This is a genomic window from Ruegeria sp. AN6 (genome assembly GCF_056540425.1).
Genome location: NZ_JBQFWR010000003.1, coordinates 404,343 through 419,030, shown reverse-complemented (window position 1 = coordinate 419,030; position 14,688 = coordinate 404,343). Strand labels below are relative to the sequence as shown.

At 54.7% G+C, this 14,688-nt stretch carries 17 protein-coding genes and 1 pseudogene; 9 read left to right on the top strand and 9 right to left on the bottom strand.

The genetic code is table 11. The features are described from left to right. Positions 1-120 precede the first annotated feature (120 nt). On the top strand, positions 121-885 hold the full coding sequence (locus ACR0MQ_RS08425; RefSeq protein WP_480607305.1) for a sulfotransferase family 2 domain-containing protein: 765 nt from the start codon (positions 121-123) through the stop codon (positions 883-885). Between the two features lie 264 nt (positions 886-1,149). Here ACR0MQ_RS08425 and ACR0MQ_RS08420 read toward each other — a convergent pair whose 3' ends face one another. Continuing rightward, positions 1,150-1,956 (bottom strand): hypothetical protein, encoded by an 807-nt coding sequence (locus ACR0MQ_RS08420; protein ID WP_170773519.1) that lies wholly within the window; start codon positions 1,954-1,956, stop codon positions 1,150-1,152. Positions 1,957-2,190: 234 nt separating this feature from the next. On the opposite strand from ACR0MQ_RS08420, the pseudogene ACR0MQ_RS08415 reads away from it, so the two are divergent. Then, a pseudogene (locus tag ACR0MQ_RS08415) lies at positions 2,191-2,334 on the top strand (two-component system response regulator); the annotation flags it as partial. A gap of 212 nt (positions 2,335-2,546) precedes the next feature. Next, positions 2,547-2,783 (top strand): hypothetical protein, encoded by a 237-nt coding sequence (locus tag ACR0MQ_RS08410; protein ID WP_170773517.1) that lies wholly within the window; start codon positions 2,547-2,549, stop codon positions 2,781-2,783. Between the two features lie 327 nt (positions 2,784-3,110). Here ACR0MQ_RS08410 and ACR0MQ_RS08405 read toward each other — a convergent pair whose 3' ends face one another. The 3 genes from ACR0MQ_RS08405 to ACR0MQ_RS08395 form a co-directional block, all read right to left on the bottom strand. Then, a complete protein-coding gene (locus ACR0MQ_RS08405) occupies positions 3,111-4,079 on the bottom strand; it encodes a glycosyltransferase family 2 protein (protein WP_170773515.1) in 969 nt (322 codons plus the stop codon). A gap of 50 nt (positions 4,080-4,129) precedes the next feature. Then, positions 4,130-4,912, bottom strand: coding sequence for an FkbM family methyltransferase (locus tag ACR0MQ_RS08400; protein WP_480607301.1), 783 nt, complete (start codon positions 4,910-4,912; stop codon positions 4,130-4,132). Positions 4,913-5,028: 116 nt separating this feature from the next. Further along, positions 5,029-5,622, bottom strand: a complete 594-nt coding sequence (locus ACR0MQ_RS08395; RefSeq protein WP_170773512.1) for an HD domain-containing protein — start codon at positions 5,620-5,622, stop codon at positions 5,029-5,031. 207 nt (positions 5,623-5,829) lie between these two features. On the opposite strand from ACR0MQ_RS08395, the gene ACR0MQ_RS08390 reads away from it, so the two are divergent. From ACR0MQ_RS08390 to ACR0MQ_RS08380, 3 genes are all read left to right on the top strand, one after another. After that, positions 5,830-6,144, top strand: coding sequence for a hypothetical protein (locus ACR0MQ_RS08390; RefSeq protein WP_170471170.1), 315 nt, complete (start codon positions 5,830-5,832; stop codon positions 6,142-6,144). A gap of 101 nt (positions 6,145-6,245) precedes the next feature. Then, the gene (gene ahcY / locus ACR0MQ_RS08385) at positions 6,246-7,634 is read left to right on the top strand and encodes an adenosylhomocysteinase (RefSeq protein WP_480607296.1); all 1,389 of its coding nucleotides are present in this window, start codon (positions 6,246-6,248) and stop codon (positions 7,632-7,634) included. Positions 7,635-7,647: 13 nt separating this feature from the next. After that, positions 7,648-8,397 (top strand): extensin family protein, encoded by a 750-nt coding sequence (locus tag ACR0MQ_RS08380; RefSeq protein WP_170773508.1) that lies wholly within the window; start codon positions 7,648-7,650, stop codon positions 8,395-8,397. A gap of 4 nt (positions 8,398-8,401) precedes the next feature. Here the strand turns inward: ACR0MQ_RS08380 and ACR0MQ_RS08375 are convergent, their stop codons facing one another. Further along, on the bottom strand, positions 8,402-9,049 hold the full coding sequence (locus ACR0MQ_RS08375; RefSeq protein ID WP_170773506.1) for a DUF899 family protein: 648 nt from the start codon (positions 9,047-9,049) through the stop codon (positions 8,402-8,404). 191 nt (positions 9,050-9,240) lie between these two features. On the opposite strand from ACR0MQ_RS08375, the gene ACR0MQ_RS08370 reads away from it, so the two are divergent. Then, on the top strand, positions 9,241-9,582 hold the full coding sequence (locus tag ACR0MQ_RS08370; protein ID WP_170773504.1) for a DUF2853 family protein: 342 nt from the start codon (positions 9,241-9,243) through the stop codon (positions 9,580-9,582). A 222-nt stretch (positions 9,583-9,804) separates the two neighbouring features. Here the strand turns inward: ACR0MQ_RS08370 and ACR0MQ_RS08365 are convergent, their stop codons facing one another. The 4 genes from ACR0MQ_RS08365 to tsaD are packed head-to-tail and all read right to left on the bottom strand — an operon-like array spanning position 9,805 to position 12,554. Further along, entirely contained in the window at positions 9,805-10,227 is a 423-nt protein-coding gene (locus ACR0MQ_RS08365; RefSeq protein ID WP_170773501.1) for an EVE domain-containing protein, read from the bottom strand. Next, a complete protein-coding gene (locus ACR0MQ_RS08360) occupies positions 10,227-10,496 on the bottom strand; it encodes a YciI family protein (RefSeq protein ID WP_010443021.1) in 270 nt (89 codons plus the stop codon). Before ACR0MQ_RS08360 ends, ACR0MQ_RS08365 begins: the two co-directional genes overlap by 1 nt. 1 nt (position 10,497) lies before the next feature. Further along, positions 10,498-11,460: an NAD(P)H-dependent glycerol-3-phosphate dehydrogenase gene (locus tag ACR0MQ_RS08355; protein WP_170773493.1), complete on the bottom strand. Its 963-nt coding sequence runs from the start codon at positions 11,458-11,460 to the stop codon at positions 10,498-10,500. Continuing rightward, positions 11,457-12,554 (bottom strand): tRNA (adenosine(37)-N6)-threonylcarbamoyltransferase complex transferase subunit TsaD, encoded by a 1,098-nt coding sequence (gene tsaD / locus ACR0MQ_RS08350; RefSeq protein ID WP_480607289.1) that lies wholly within the window; start codon positions 12,552-12,554, stop codon positions 11,457-11,459. The genes ACR0MQ_RS08355 and tsaD overlap by 4 nt, the downstream gene beginning before the upstream one ends. A 97-nt stretch (positions 12,555-12,651) precedes the next feature. Here tsaD and ACR0MQ_RS08345 point away from each other — a divergent pair, with 97 nt between their 5' ends. Both ACR0MQ_RS08345 and ACR0MQ_RS08340 read left to right on the top strand, forming a co-directional pair. Next, positions 12,652-13,365, top strand: coding sequence for a uroporphyrinogen-III synthase (locus ACR0MQ_RS08345; RefSeq protein WP_170773489.1), 714 nt, complete (start codon positions 12,652-12,654; stop codon positions 13,363-13,365). 54 nt (positions 13,366-13,419) lie between these two features. Next, positions 13,420-14,688, top strand: coding sequence for a COG4223 family protein (locus ACR0MQ_RS08340; protein ID WP_480607286.1), 1,269 nt, complete (start codon positions 13,420-13,422; stop codon positions 14,686-14,688).

Below are 14,688 nucleotides of genomic sequence, written 5' to 3'. Positions count from 1 at the left end.
ATAGATTACTCATGTTATACCCCTGAAACTCAGGGGCTTGAATCATGCAGCCGAGATGACGGCAACCAAATTAATGGGTCCAGAACCTAGGTCGAAAACTCGGGATAAAGGGGTATCTTGATGGAATCGAACGCGCCCAGTGCCTCAGATATTCTCAAAAACTACCACCATCAAAGGCATTTTTTGCAAATCGTTCATATGCCAGCATTTGATCCGCCGGTGCGTACATTTCTGTATATGAAAAATCATAAATGCGCCTGTTCAACGGTTATTGCCACTTTGCTGCACAGGTTGAATGCGCAGGCCGGTGGTTCAATGCAGATTGATATGAAAAGCATACACAACCCGCCGAAATCGCTGATCAAGACTGGAAGGAAGGCGTTGGATGTCCCGTCAGCAATTGAAGCGCTAGAAGAAAGAACGCGGTTTTGCTTCTCGGTCGTTCGTCACCCGACTGCGCGCACGCTCAGTGCTTTTTTTGGGTATCTGTTAAAAACCCCAGGTCAAAAAGAGAAGTTTCTGCGGCATGTTGGTAGAGAACCAGATGGCGATCTCGGATTGTCAGACTTTCTCGACATCATTGCGCATGACGAAACTGCACGTGACTTGAACCGTCACTGGCGTCCGCAACGCAAAGAAATCAGTTTTGATTTCATCGATTTCGATTTTATTGGTCGCGTTGACGATCTGAATACGGCGGTGGAGCATATCTCTTATGAGATTTTTGGAAACCAAACTGAGATGCAGGATACCCGCAGCTCATTAGGACACTCTTCTTCCAAAGACGCCATACAGAGCTTGACGAGAACTGATCATATGAACCTTGAATCCGCGTTCTCGATGGATTTTGAGATGTTCGAAAACGTAAAAACACGGTTTAGCTGACGCTGAGCGATATTGGCCGTTTGATCCAAGTTCGCTGTAAAAAGTGATATTTAACGAACTCGAAGCTTCTACGAAAATCCATGAACCGTTTTTTTGGAATCAAGACTTATCTGGAGACAATGCAAGAGTTTGACTGGAGGCGTTGTACCAAAGTTTGGAGACTGCACGTTGGCTAAAAACCTACCGCCGTGTGTTTCGACGGATATTGGCAAAGCGAAACCCGCAGTAAAATAACCAGTTGCACTCCTCGGTGCTGTTAATTGCTCAAAGTGGGGCCTCATGTGGATCGATACCATGCTTCTCGCACAATCGATGCAGAAAGCACCCTTCGGGTATTTTCCCACCAAAATTGCGCCTGATCACCGCTCTTAGATTGGTAGAGTATAGATGAATCGAAAGAGCCCTTTTAGGAATCTCGATTTCTGATCGGGTCAATAAGATGTCTCTGTGACGCGCTTTAACGGGATATAATACGTCGCTTCTGGAAGCATGTATTGCTTCACCAGTTTCCCCCAAAAAGTACTGCAAGGCCCGAGGACCATATGTTCCCCAAGGGAAAAACTCAGGCTGAATAGGAAGATTCTTCTCCAGGTGTCTCCGACGAGTCGGCTGGTCCCACCAAGGAGGGAATTCATTATCGTTTGCTGAGAATTCCAGCATCTTTTTGAGGGTATTACTGTCTTTTGGCAGCGCAAGCACGCCATTTAGAATGTTTGAGCCTACCCTTCCAAACAGATAGCCATTCGTGGTTATTAGGGGTTTTAGCGCGTAAGCGTCTGTATCTGCCCAAATAAAGTTGGTTTTCTCGAGAAGATGTAGTCGAAAAATGTCGGAATGTAGTGCTGGACTTCGCCGGACAAAACCGTTTCCAACTCTTTGAAGCAGAATTCGCTCTGGATCGTATACGCTTCGGGCGTCGGCTTGCGTGACATACGAAGGTAAATTTTCGATTGGGCTATACGAAAATAATGTGACCCGTTGACTAATATCATCAAATGATTTGAGGCAAAGAAGGTCTAAAAAGCTCAGGCGTTTGCCAATCCATAGCGACGCCACCTGACTGCGTTCCATAAAAAACCTCTAAAGTAGTTCTGCGTATGACATACATGAAGCATGTTGACAACGGATTTGAATGGGCACCGTTTGAAGATATGATATCGATGTAGGATTTGACTAACTAAGTGTGAATTAGAGATATCCTGAGCGCTTTGGCTTGATCCGATGTCCAATCATCAAAAAATCGCGGCAATCAACTAATTTTCTCAATTTACCATAGTGTTGTACGCCCTTCTGCTGCCTGAATAACCCAAGGACGCAGACCGCGTCCGCTATGAGCCTATTTTACGGGTTTATGAGCTGCGCGATCGGAATGTCACTGAAACAGCCCTGTGCCTGAAAATGCACTTCCGTACGTTGCAGTGGATATTGGTGAAGCGCGATCCTCGATGACAATTTCAAGTTTGTAAAAAATTTTTCCAGAAGATTGGTATCATATACCAACTGAGTTGAACTGTTGATATTCTGTAAACAAAATTAACGCAATGTGAACAATGTGTTCAAATCGTGTTTAGATTCTCTGTGACATCATCGCGGTGTTGTAGTTGCAACAATGCCGTCAAGTAAGAGGCAGGTCAGGCAAACCGTTCAGAGGACCAAGCGATATGAAACCGGACATGAGACCAAACCCTTCGCAGAAAGCAATCGAGAAGCTCTTCGAATTAGGCATCGATTTTCCCGAAGTGGGACCACCTGAAGATGCCGGTATGCCCGAGCTTCCTGAGCATGTGTTCCCCATTGAAGCGCCGGATTTGCCGAATCTTACTCTTCCTGAGGAAGCAATGGCTGATATTGAGATTCCTGCAGCCATTTTGCCAACAGATATCTTCGACTTAGGCTAAGTGGTCGATCGAGGCTGCAGACTTTGGTAAAGGGTGTATGTTTGTCCGCCGAAGGTGATGTCATCCGGCGGGCAATAGAGCGATTCTAGATCTGTAACGATAATTACCAATGCCTTCGGAATGATCTTTGCGTAATTGAGCCAGCGGTCAAAACCGGCCCCAAATCCCCAACCGGCGCATTACTGGATCGCCCACCGAGATCTATGGTTTCAAATTCGGAGACCTTGTAGTCTTCGGTGCCTCAATTCGAGAACTGATTTATTCGAGTAAGTTACCCGATCACTCAGGCTATGTTGGAAATTTCCGATCTTTACGCCGCTTTAAAAATCAAAGTGTGGGATGTTGTGATCGCTCCGGAATACGCTGCGCATAAACCTTGAGGCAATGTGAGTGAGCGTGGGAGACATTGGGAATTGCCAGCAACGCGTCCATTTTCGCTTGCAGCCTGTCACCCATCGCCAGCATTCTGTCATCCACGATACTGTTTTGATTGTATTTCTTCCAATACTGTTCGCGAAACCGGCTGTGCCGGTCAGGTGCATCAATTGGTTTAGTGCCCTGACCCCGTAGGCGCTTTAGCTCGAAACTGTCGCGTGTTTTCACCGGGTAGTGAAAAACGGCCGCCCAATCGTGCGAGACAAGATGTTCGGGTGCCGCTCCGAACGCGTGTCGCCGACGCACGCCAGAGCGATAAATATCGTCATGCATGGGATGCCCGGATGCATTGACGAATTGCCCCCTGTCTTGCTGAAACCCTTTAAATAAATGGGGTCGATGAATACCGAACCCGCGTATCTTTTCGGAGGTCTGAAACAGCGTCTTATAGCGTTGATGCAGGCGATGGTCATTCTCGGCGCGCCTCAGAAAGCGCTGGGTGATCAGTCCGGGCTCCCAGGTCGCATGATGCCCGTCTCCGAAGATCAGCCAGTTCACCGCGATACCTTCCGCTTTTCCATGACAGCGATTGATCAGATCTGAGACTTGATTGTTAGGACCTGAACAGTAGAGGAATTCGTCACTATCGAGCCACATCAACCAATCGGCATAAATGAGCGATGGATGCAAATAGGCTTTTTCAGCGGCCTCATGTTGGGGGATATCGCTCGGTTTCAGATCTTGTAAAACATGAGAAATAACCCCGTTTTTATCAAGCACATCAAGCAGTTCGGTCGTACCGTCGGTTGAATCATTGCTGTAGATCAGGATCGGATCGAACCCGACCAGCAGATGATAAGCGACCCACTCAAGAATAAAGGGCCCTTCATTCTTTGCACAGGAAAACAACCCAACATTCATGCCGGTTCGACCCTAGGCTTGTTTATGGTCGGTGATCCTTGATGCACAGCTTACCTTCTGAAGATGATATTGCGCTGGGTTTGAAAGGAATTTTCATATCCACGAGCTGCCAGAGCAGCAAACAGGCTTTTCGCACCTGTACCGAGATTGACAGTTTCCAGTTGTAAATAGCACGGGAGCGCGTCGTCGTCGGCAGCCGCAAGGAAGGGCGTGAGGATGCGCGGCTCGTGCCCTTCAACATCCAGCTTGATGAAGTCCGCTCCGTATAGATGTTTTAGCTCTAACAGTGTTCGGGTTTGCACTTGAATGAGTTGGTATTTTGAATTGTCCACGCATGCCATGTCATTCGTCAATCGCCCTTCACCCAGATTGGTGGCCGTATCGCCGCGAAGCTCTATCGAAAGCGCAGCGTCGACAGATTCGTCCGAGATGGCGAACGTGTTCAGATCGACGTTGCCGAAACCGTTCAACGCACAGTTTCTAGACAAGCGATCCGCCAGCACCGGGTTTGGCTCGAACGCAGAAATTTGGGAGTCTGGGCCGAGGATTGACGCAAAGAACAACGAGTAAAGACCAAAATTAGCGCCAATATCCAAGACCTTGAGTGTTTTCCCCTCAAAAGTCTCTCTCAGCCAATTCAACTCAAGCTCTTCCGGAGATCGCCCTTTTCGCCAGAGTACAAATTCACTGAAATTGTCATAGGGATGCAGATGGATGTTCAAGTTTCGGTAGGTGACCATCTGCGGCAGTAGTGATTTTCGGATCAGATTGCGCACCCGACCGCGGCCTGTGAGGTTGTAGGCCTCACGTAAGCAGGCGTTGGCGTAATCCAATCGCGCCCTCGGTACCGATACCTGACTGTCTGCATCGCTCATTAGAACCTGTGCCCGGCTATAGTCTTGTTTTGATGGCAAATTAGCACAGGCCGCAACTCCGATCTATCGGTGACTTAGAGGCTGTCCAGCAACTCCTGATGCCGTGCGGTATATGCTTCTCGTACCTCGATGGGAGGGCGCAGCTTGATCTGCAGCCCCTCCAGAATTGGCTTGTCGGGGCGGCCGAAGAATTTTGTCGCCTCAGTATCTGAAAAGCCCGCGATTTGTGTCGCTTCCATCCAGGCGCTGATCTTGTCGGCTTTTTTGATCTGGCGCTTAACCATTTGCGGCACCGCAGCGGGCAGGCCAAAACGGATATGAATTGCAGCTGCCAACCGGTCGTCCAGCGCGCCATAATCCGGGCCAACCGCAGATTTGACCGGGGAAATCATGTCTCCGATCACATATTCGGGCGCGTCGTGTAACAGTGCCGCTAATCGCCATTTTGTTGGTGCATTTGGTGCGATGCGGCCAAAAAGCTGTTCCACCAGCAAGGAATGTTCGGCCACGGAATAGGCGAAATCCCCGTTGGTCTGACCATTCCAGCGTGCTACAAAGGCGAGCCCGTGGGCGATATCTTCGATTTCGATATCCACCGGTGTCGGGTCCAGCAAATCCAGACGCCGTCCCGACAGCATTCTTTGCCACGCTCTGGGTTGTGTTGCCATTTTGCCATGCCTTGTGAACTAGGACACGTTTTATCCGTGTTCTTATGTTATGATGTACCTGTCTGGATCACATGCTGCCAACAGTTTCTTGAGCATTCGTGCTTTGAACCGGTGCGATACGATCCCGACATTAAGGACTGAGGGGGGTGCAGACTCCTCCCAGTTGCGCCCCTCTCGAAGCGAAACTCGTATCGAAAGGAGCTTGTTATGTTCAAGCGTTTATTTGCTACCGCCCTCGCCTTTGGAATGGCTGCAACTGCACCGCCTGCATTTGCACAGAATTGTGCAGAACGCGAGCACGTTATTACCAAACTGCAAGACAGTTATGCCGAGGAATTAGCCTTTGGTGGTCTTCAGAAGTCTCGTGGCACACAGTCGGTCATGGAGGTTTGGACCTCGAAGGAAACAGGAAGCTATACCGTCCTGGTGACCCAAGCAAACGGCATCAGTTGCATTGTCGCCGTTGGCACGGATTTTTTTGAAGCGATCCCAAAGATCAAAGTTGAGGGTACGCCAAGCTGATATTTTCAGTGTCAGGAATTAACCCCGGCCTCCTGCGTTGCCACCTGCCCCAATGAATGCTAGGGCAGCCCGGATCAAGATTTACCGGAGTGGAGCACCTGATGGCCGGGGACTATATCGTCAAAGACATTTCGCTGGCTGGGTTTGGCCGCAAAGAGCTGGATATCGCCGAAACGGAGATGCCAGGCCTGATGGCCCTGCGCGCCGAATATGGTGAGAGCAAACCGCTGAGCGGCGCCCGGATCGTGGGTTCGCTGCACATGACCATCCAGACTGCAGTTCTGATCGAAACACTGGCCGCACTTGGCGCGGATGTGCGCTGGGCATCGTGCAATATTTTCTCAACGCAGGATCACGCGGCCGCTGCAATTGCCGAGGCCGGCATCCCGGTCTTCGCGATCAAAGGCCAGACGTTGGAAGAGCATTGGGATTACCTGGACAAATCCTTCCTGTTCGAAGACGGCCCGAACATGATCCTCGACGATGGTGGCGATGCGACGCTGTACATTCTGCTGGGCGCACGTGCCGAAGCGGGTGAGGACATCATTCCGGTTCCGGGTTCGGAAGAGGAAGAAGTGATCAAGAAGCAGATCGCCAAGCGTATGGCCGCCAGCCCCGGTTGGTTCACCAAGATGCGCGACCAGATCCAAGGCGTGTCCGAAGAGACCACCACCGGCGTGAACCGCCTGTATCAGCTGGTGAAAGACGGCCACCTGCCGTTCCCGGCGATCAACGTGAATGACTCGGTCACCAAGTCAAAGTTTGACAATAAATACGGCTGCAAGGAATCGCTGGTAGACGGCATCCGCCGCGCCACCGACACCATGATGGCCGGTAAGGTTGCTGTAGTCTGCGGGTATGGCGACGTGGGCAAAGGCTCGGCTGCCTCGCTTCGCGGCGCTGGTGCGCGCGTGAAAGTCACCGAAGTTGACCCGATCTGCGCCCTGCAGGCTGCAATGGACGGGTTCGAAGTCACCCTGCTGGAAGACGAAGTCGCAAACGCGGATATCTTCATCACCACCACCGGCAACAAAGACGTGATCCGCATCGAGCATATGCGCGCGATGAAGGACATGGCGATCGTTGGCAACATCGGTCACTTCGATAACGAAATTCAGGTCGCCAGCCTGAAGAACCACAAATGGACCAACATCAAGGAACAGGTTGATATGATCGAGATGCCTTCGGGCAACCGCATCATCCTGTTGTCCGAAGGCCGCCTGCTGAACCTCGGCAACGCCACAGGGCACCCCTCGTTCGTGATGTCGGCCTCATTCACCAACCAGGTTCTGGCGCAGATTGAGCTGTTCACCAAAGGCGATGAATACAAGAACGAAGTCTACATCCTGCCCAAGCATCTGGATGAAAAAGTCGCTCGTCTGCATCTGGACCGCATCGGCGTGAAGCTGACCCAGATGGATAGCGATCAGGCGGCCTATATCGGGGTGAAACCCGAAGGCCCCTACAAGCCGGAACACTACCGCTACTAAGTGCGAAAGACGCATGACCAAGCCTTCCAGACGCCGCCGATTCCTGCTTTCGGCGGCGTCTTTTCTTTTTGGCCTCTTAACGCTGTTGATCGTGTTGGGCGGCGGCGTTTGGTGGCTGCTTGCCCATCCCAACACTCCGGTGCCCCCGTACTGGAACCCGCTGCGTGAGCTGACCGTGACTGCGCCGGTGACTCCGGTCACAACCTATCAACTGAACCGAGCGCTGGCGGATGACGTCATGTGCCGCGCCGCTCTGGCTGAGGCTGGGGTACAGTTTGAACCGATGGAAGATCTGGTCGTGGACGAGAACTGCGGGATTGCGGGGCGGGGCCGATTGACCAACTTGGTGAAAGCACGGATCGCGGCGATTGAGACCCGGTGCGCCACCACCTTACGGCTTGCCATGTGGGAACATCATGTGGTGCAGCCTGCCGCAGAGAAGGTGTTAGGTACCGCAGTCAGCCGATTGCGCCAGATTGGCAGCTATAATTGTCGCCGGATGCGCACCGCGCAAGGACAAGACAATGGTTGGAGCAGCCACGCCACTGCGGACGCGATCGATATCGTCGGGCTGGACCTCTCGGACGGGCGCAGCTTGAACCTGCTGTCTGACTGGGGCACCGACGGCCCTGAGGCCGATTTCCTGCGTCGGATCGGGCGCGGAGCCTGTGACTGGTTCCGCGTAGTACTTGGCCCTGACTACAACCGCTTACATGCCGATCACTTTCACCTGCAGGGGCCTGGCTGGGGCTACTGCCGATAGTATCTCAGCGCAATGAAGGAATGAAATCCCCGCGGCCCTGCGGTGTGAAATCCAGCACATTCCACAATGGCCACGCCGCATCCACGTGCCGGGGATGCCAGTCGCTGGGTTCAAAGAACAGCTCGGAACTCCAGAAGTGATGAACGCCATCCGGGAGGCGCTGAAAGACATTCAGGATAGGAAGCTGATCGCCCCCTTCGGTCTGGGCCAGATAGTCGCTCTGGTAATTCGTCCCCAGTGCAGAATAGAGCGGCAGCGCGTTCCAACTCATCTCATCCTTGAGCGCCGAGAGTTTTTCAGGCGTGTTCTGCGCCACCACGGCAACCGAGGCTTTCTGTATCAGATGGTGGATCTGAGAGTTCAGTCCATCCAGAAACGCCGAACACATAGGGCAGGGGCGTTCCGCAGTAGGTCCGTACATCAGCGAATAAATGATCAGCGTGTCCTTATCACCAAACAGCGAAGACAACGGCGCATCCTCGCCGGCCAGATCTTGGAACGCATAATCGTCAGGGATTTTGCCCCCGGTTGGAAGAGAACGGCGCAAGGCCGCAACCTCTTCAACCTTGGCTCTCAGGTCTCGTTCGGCAGAAAGGAGCGCGTTACGTGCGGATCGGTATTCGGTGGTTTCGTTAGGCAGGGAAACGGGCAAGAGGACCTCCGGGAATCATAATTAACAAAAATGTTAAATAATAAATCTGGAAAAATCAAATCACGGAATCCCGCAAAGTTCAGCCGAGGGGGAAACCTTGTGATTTTTCCCTTTTGGGAATTTCGCTGACAAGGCTAGTCTCTTGCGCATCGGTAACAACTTCCGTGACAATGGATTAAGGAGACTGGGACATGGGCAAACGCGACGAATTGATCGCCAAATACGCTGAAGATCTGAAAGGCAAATGCGGGATGGACCCCGATATGGACCTGCTGACCAAAGTCACCATCGGTTGCGGTCCGGCGATCTATGACGCGGATGCGTCGACAGTGGCAGCCAGCCAGGAAGGTGAGCTTGAGACGGTCAAGAACAACTTCCTGATCAAAAAGCTGGGCCTGTCGGATGGCCCCGAGCTGATGGAAGGGATCAACAAGGCCATGGAAACCTATGGCATGTCCGAGCGCAACAAATACCGCGCCGTGGTCTATTACATGCTGACCAAGCATTTCGGCAAAGAAGCGGTCTATAGCTGATTCAGCCTGAAACCAGCTTGGCACCCGTCGGTCCTACCGGCGGGTGTTCTGTATTTGAATGAAAATCTAAATACTTGGCGTTTGAAGCGCGATTCTGAAATCGGCTAAGGTCAGATCATGACCAGGACGGTCAGAACCAACAGATTTCCGTATGCGTGTGGTGAGTTTGGGAGCACGCGGGGTAGGGAAGGTTCTGCATCCGTCAGGACCTTCCCTTTTCGTTCAATCTGCTTCGGTCTGACCTAGTCTGCAGATCACCTGCCATTCTGCATCGCTGACCGGCTGCACCGACAGGCGCGAGTTCTTGACCAGAACCATTTCACCCAGACGTTCATCTGTCTTGATCTGATCCAGCGTGACAGGGGTGGCAAATGGCCGGATGGCCTTGATATCCACGCATTCCCAGCGCTCATCATCGGTGGTGCTGTCGGGATGGGCCTCGGCGCAGACCTCGACAATGCCAACAATCGCCTTGTCCTTCTGCGAGTGGTAGAAGAACCCCCGATCACCGATCTGCATCTGACGCATGAAATTACGGGCCTGATAATTGCGGACCCCGTCCCATTCCTCGCCTGCATCCCCTTTGGCGACTTGCTGATCCCAGCTCCAGGTCGAGGGTTCGGATTTGAACAGCCAATACGCCATCAGCCGATCACCTTTTTCCACGGGATCAACTCGACCGAGTCGAACAGCCCGGCCAGCGCATAGGGATCATTTGCGGCCCAGGCCTCAGCTGCGGCCAGGTCATCGACATCCAGAATGACCAGCGATCCGATCATCGCATCGCCTTCCAGCAACGGCCCGGCCTGCGCCACCACACCAGTGTCATCGATATAGGCCAAATGTGCCGCGCGGTTGTCCAGCCGGGTTTGCAGGGCTCCGGCTTTGTCACGGGCGATCAGGGCGATGAGCATATTATTCCTCCTTGAGTGGGCGACCCAGCAGGGCCTGAATCGCGTCGGTGACACTGTATGCACCGCTGCTGAGTTTCGCCACCGTTGCGCTGATCGGCATGTCCAGCCCTTCGCTGGCGGCGATCTCGGACATGGCCTGTGCGGTGGCGACGCCTTCGACAGTTGTTGTGCTGTCAAAAGGCTTGTTTAGACCCAAACACAAGCCAAAACGGTAATTTCGCGATAACTCGGACGAGCAGGTCAATACCAGATCGCCCAGCCCTGACAGCCCCATCAGTGTATCCGGTTGTGCGCCGCGCAGCGCGGCAAAGCGCTGCATCTCGGCAAATCCGCGCGTGATCAACGCAGCGCGGGCGCTGTCGCCAAGGCCTGCACCAATGGCCGCGCCGCAACCGATAGCCATCACATTCTTTAGCGCGCCACCCAACTCGGCCCCGATGGTATCGGCGGTTCGATAAAGACGCAGGTTGGTGGTTGTCAGCTCTTGCTGAAGCGCCTCGCCCAGTTCGGCATCAGCACAAGCCAGCGTTAGCGCCGTGGGCAGACCGCGCGCGATGTCTTCGGCAAAGCTGGGACCGGTTAGCAGGGCCGGTTGAGCGTCCGGCACGGTTTGACGGATGACGGCGACAGGACCCAGACCCGTCGACAGTTCGATCCCCTTACAACAGGCAACCAGAACCTTCCCGCTCAGCCGTGCTGCGTGAAGGTTCAGGGCACTACGCAGTTTTTGCATTGGCACGGCAAGTAGTAGGACATCGGACCGCATCGCCTGTTCAATCTCGGCAGTCACCGTGATGTTGGCAAGCAGCGTGACGCCCGGCAGGCGATCGACATTTTTGCGCGATTGCTGCATTTGCCTTGCCTGATCGGAATTCCGCGACCAAAGCGTAACGGGGCCATTTCCCGCCAATGATATGGCCAAAGCGGTTCCAAAGGCACCTGATCCAAGAACTGAAACGCTCATGCCTTGGCTCCTTTCTTGCCGCCACCTAGCATCGATGGGCTGGTTTGATCCAAGGGCCAGCGGGGTCGTGCCGTCAGGTCCAAGCCATCCCGCGCACCTGCACGGAATCGCTCGATACCCGCATAGGCAATCATGGCGGCATTGTCGGTACATAAGGCCAAAGGTGGGGCGGTAAATCGGGTACCCATTTCCACAGAAACAGTCTCTAACGCTGCCCGTATGGCGGTATTTGCAGCAACTCCACCGGCAACGGCGATAACCGGTTCAGCCGGTGATGCCTCAAGATACAGTGTAATCGCGCGGCGGGTTTTCTCGGCCAGAGTATCGACGATTGCCTGTTGAAATCCGGCACATAGATCGGCGCGATCCTGCCGGGTCAGTCCCCCCTTCTCGGCTACGATCTGATCCCGCATCCGCATCAGCGCGGTCTTGAGCCCCGAGAAGGATAAGTCACATCCTGGACGATCCAGAAGGGGCCGGGGAAAGCGGAAATGTTTGGGATCGCCCACACGGGCCTCGGCCTCGACCGAGGGGCCGCCGGGCTGCGGCAGACCCAGCAGACGGGCGGTCTTGTCAAAGGCTTCTCCGGGGGCATCATCGATTGTGCCGCCGAGACGGGTAAATTGCTCCGGTCCATGCGCGATCAGGTATTGGCAGTGGCCGCCTGAGACCAGCAGCATCAGGTAGGGAAAGGCAATTCCGTCGGTCAGGCGTGGCGTCAGCGCGTGTCCGGCCAGATGGTTCACCCCGATCAGCGGCAACCCGGTCGCCGCACTCAGACCCTTTGCACACATCACGCCGGACATCACGCCGCCGATCAGGCCCGGCCCGGCTGTCACGGCGATTGCATCCAGATCACGCAAGCCAATTTCGGCCTGTGTTAGAGCCTGTTTGATGCAAATATCCAGCTTCTCGGCATGCGCACGCGCTGCGATCTCGGGCACAACACCACCATAGGCGCTGTGCAATTCAGTCTGACCATGTACCACGGATGACAAGATCTCGGCCCGTGCGCCTGTGCACTGCCGCACCACGGCGGCAGCGGTATCGTCGCAGCTGCTTTCCAGTCCGAGGACGGTAAGTGTTTGCACCATAGGCCTGATCCGTTGCATCATGATTGCCAAGCGGGGTATCACCCCGCGCGGATGCAAACAATCCCAAGGCCGAAGGCGCCGACCGTTGTATTTGTTGATGACCCGCCCTCGCGCCGCCTCGGACAGGTTCGTTGCGCAACTGCCGGACCACATTTGGTCGCAAGTCGCAGTTATCCATTCACCCTTGTTAAGGATCGAACCGTTGGAGGTCGCGGTTGAGTTCGGTGATTCTGCTGGGCTGGTCTTTTCCTCGGCAAATGGTGTGAACGCCGCTGCCCTATTAAATGTGGATCGCAGCCTGCCCGCCTATTGCGTCGGACCGGCGACCACGCAGGCCGCGCAGAACGCGGGATGGGACGCGCAGATGAGGGGTGCGACTGCACAAGAACTGGTGGCCAATCTGCTGAAATTCAAGCCACGCATCCCGCTGCTTCATCTGCGCGGAGAACACAGCCGTGGCAACGTGGCCGAACGTCTGACGGAATCCGGCCTGACCACCCGAGAACAACCGATCTATCGGCAGCAGCTTTTGCCGCTGAGCGATGAGGCGTCACAGGCCGCCGAGGACAACCAACCCATCATCGCCCCGCTATTTTCGCCCCGCACAGCGCGACATTTTGCCGACGTTTGGGCCGGATCTGCGCCTTTGTGGCTGGCCGCAATCAGCGAGGCCGCCGCGGAACCCCTTAAAACACTGCGTTTTGAACGGCTGAAGATCGCGGATGAACCGACACCGGATAAAATGCAGAAAGCCGTGAAAAAACTCTTGAATCACGTGATGCGGGTTGAGAGCGCGCCGGGTGCGGATTAACTTGGGCAAGTCTGTTGTTCATGTGTTTTGGGAATCGATAAGGGGATTAACGCGGTGGCTGATAAGAAGAAACCCGATCAGGAGCCGGTCGAAGACCCCAACGTAGAAGAGGTGGCAGAGGCCACCGAAACCAAAAGTGAAGCAGTCTCGGATGAGAATTCCGTTGACGCGGAGGATGCTGCGGACGAGCTGACTTCCGAAGCCGAAGCCGAAGCCGAAGCCGAAGCCGAAGCCGAAGCCGAAGCCGAAGCCGAAGCCGAAGCCGAAGCCGAAGCCGAAGCCGAAGCCGCTTCTGAGCCTGTCGAAGAGGGAGCACCTGCAGAAGAGAAAGTAGTCGAACGCACCGTCGAAAAGCGCGGCGGGTTTGTTCCGGCGCTGCTGGGCGGCGTTGTTGCGGCCGGAATCGGGTTTGCCGTGGGCAGTGGCGGTTTTTTATCCAGTGGGACAGATAGCTCGGACGCGATTTCCGCGCTCGAGTCGAAGCTAGCGGAACAATCCGATCAGATTGCCCAACTGACCAAATCTCTGGCTGACGGGCCGGATGTCTCGGGCCTGTCGGATCAGATCAGGGCTTTGTCTGACAAGCTAACGCCGGTCGAAAGCGATCTGGGTGCCGTGAAGACAAGTGTCGAAGGTCTGACCGGTAAGGTCGATCCGTTGGAGCAACGCCTGACCGCGCTTGAGAAACAACCGCTTGAGGCAAATGTCTCGCCCGAGGCGACCGCCGCGTTCGAGGCAGAGTTGAAGAAACTGCAGGATTCCCTGGCCTCGCAGCGAAGCGAAGTGGAAAAGATGGTCTCGGACGCGCAGGCGCTTGAGGCGAAGGCCTCAGCCGAGGCTCGCGCGGCGACCAACGCTGCAATCCTGTCGCGTCTGCATGGCCAATTGGATGCCGGTCAGCCCTATGAAGAACTGGTTGCTGAGTTGAAAGCCGGGGGTGTTGACGTGCCGGATGCTTTGGCTGCGTCAGCGACGGACGGGGTTGAGACGCTCTCAGCCTTGCGCTCGACGTTTGCCCCTGCTGCGCGCACTGCGCTCGCCGATGCACGCGATGCCAACAAGGGGACCGGCTTGGTTGCCTTCCTGCAGCGCCAGACGGGCGCGCGGTCGGTGACACCGCAAGAGGGGGACGACCCGGACGCAGTCCTGTCGCGTGCTCAGGCGGCGTTGGCGGATGGTGATGTCTCAAAGGCGCTGACCGAATTGAAATCACTGCCCGAAGCGGCGCAGACTGCATTGGCGGATTGGGAGCAGGCGGCGCAGACGCGGGTCTCAGCCGTCGAGGCTGCAAATACGCTTGCTTCAAGCCTGAACTCGAACTGA

Coding starts and splice junctions, on each gene's coding strand:
- ACR0MQ_RS08425 (WP_480607305.1), top strand. CDS start 121: ATGGAATCGAACGCGCCCAGTGCCTCAGATATTCTCAAAAACTACCAC.
- ACR0MQ_RS08420 (WP_170773519.1), bottom strand. CDS start 1,956: ATGGAACGCAGTCAGGTGGCGTCGCTATGGATTGGCAAACGCCTGAGC.
- ACR0MQ_RS08410 (WP_170773517.1), top strand. CDS start 2,547: ATGAAACCGGACATGAGACCAAACCCTTCGCAGAAAGCAATCGAGAAG.
- ACR0MQ_RS08405 (WP_170773515.1), bottom strand. CDS start 4,079: ATGAATGTTGGGTTGTTTTCCTGTGCAAAGAATGAAGGGCCCTTTATT.
- ACR0MQ_RS08395 (WP_170773512.1), bottom strand. CDS start 5,622: ATGGCAACACAACCCAGAGCGTGGCAAAGAATGCTGTCGGGACGGCGT.
- ACR0MQ_RS08390 (WP_170471170.1), top strand. CDS start 5,830: ATGTTCAAGCGTTTATTTGCTACCGCCCTCGCCTTTGGAATGGCTGCA.
- ahcY (WP_480607296.1), top strand. CDS start 6,246: ATGGCCGGGGACTATATCGTCAAAGACATTTCGCTGGCTGGGTTTGGC.
- ACR0MQ_RS08380 (WP_170773508.1), top strand. CDS start 7,648: ATGACCAAGCCTTCCAGACGCCGCCGATTCCTGCTTTCGGCGGCGTCT.
- ACR0MQ_RS08370 (WP_170773504.1), top strand. CDS start 9,241: ATGGGCAAACGCGACGAATTGATCGCCAAATACGCTGAAGATCTGAAA.
- ACR0MQ_RS08365 (WP_170773501.1), bottom strand. CDS start 10,227: ATGGCGTATTGGCTGTTCAAATCCGAACCCTCGACCTGGAGCTGGGAT.
- ACR0MQ_RS08360 (WP_010443021.1), bottom strand. CDS start 10,496: ATGCTCATCGCCCTGATCGCCCGTGACAAAGCCGGAGCCCTGCAAACC.
- ACR0MQ_RS08355 (WP_170773493.1), bottom strand. CDS start 11,460: ATGAGCGTTTCAGTTCTTGGATCAGGTGCCTTTGGAACCGCTTTGGCC.
- tsaD (WP_480607289.1), bottom strand. CDS start 12,554: ATGGTGCAAACACTTACCGTCCTCGGACTGGAAAGCAGCTGCGACGAT.
- ACR0MQ_RS08345 (WP_170773489.1), top strand. CDS start 12,652: ATGACCCGCCCTCGCGCCGCCTCGGACAGGTTCGTTGCGCAACTGCCG.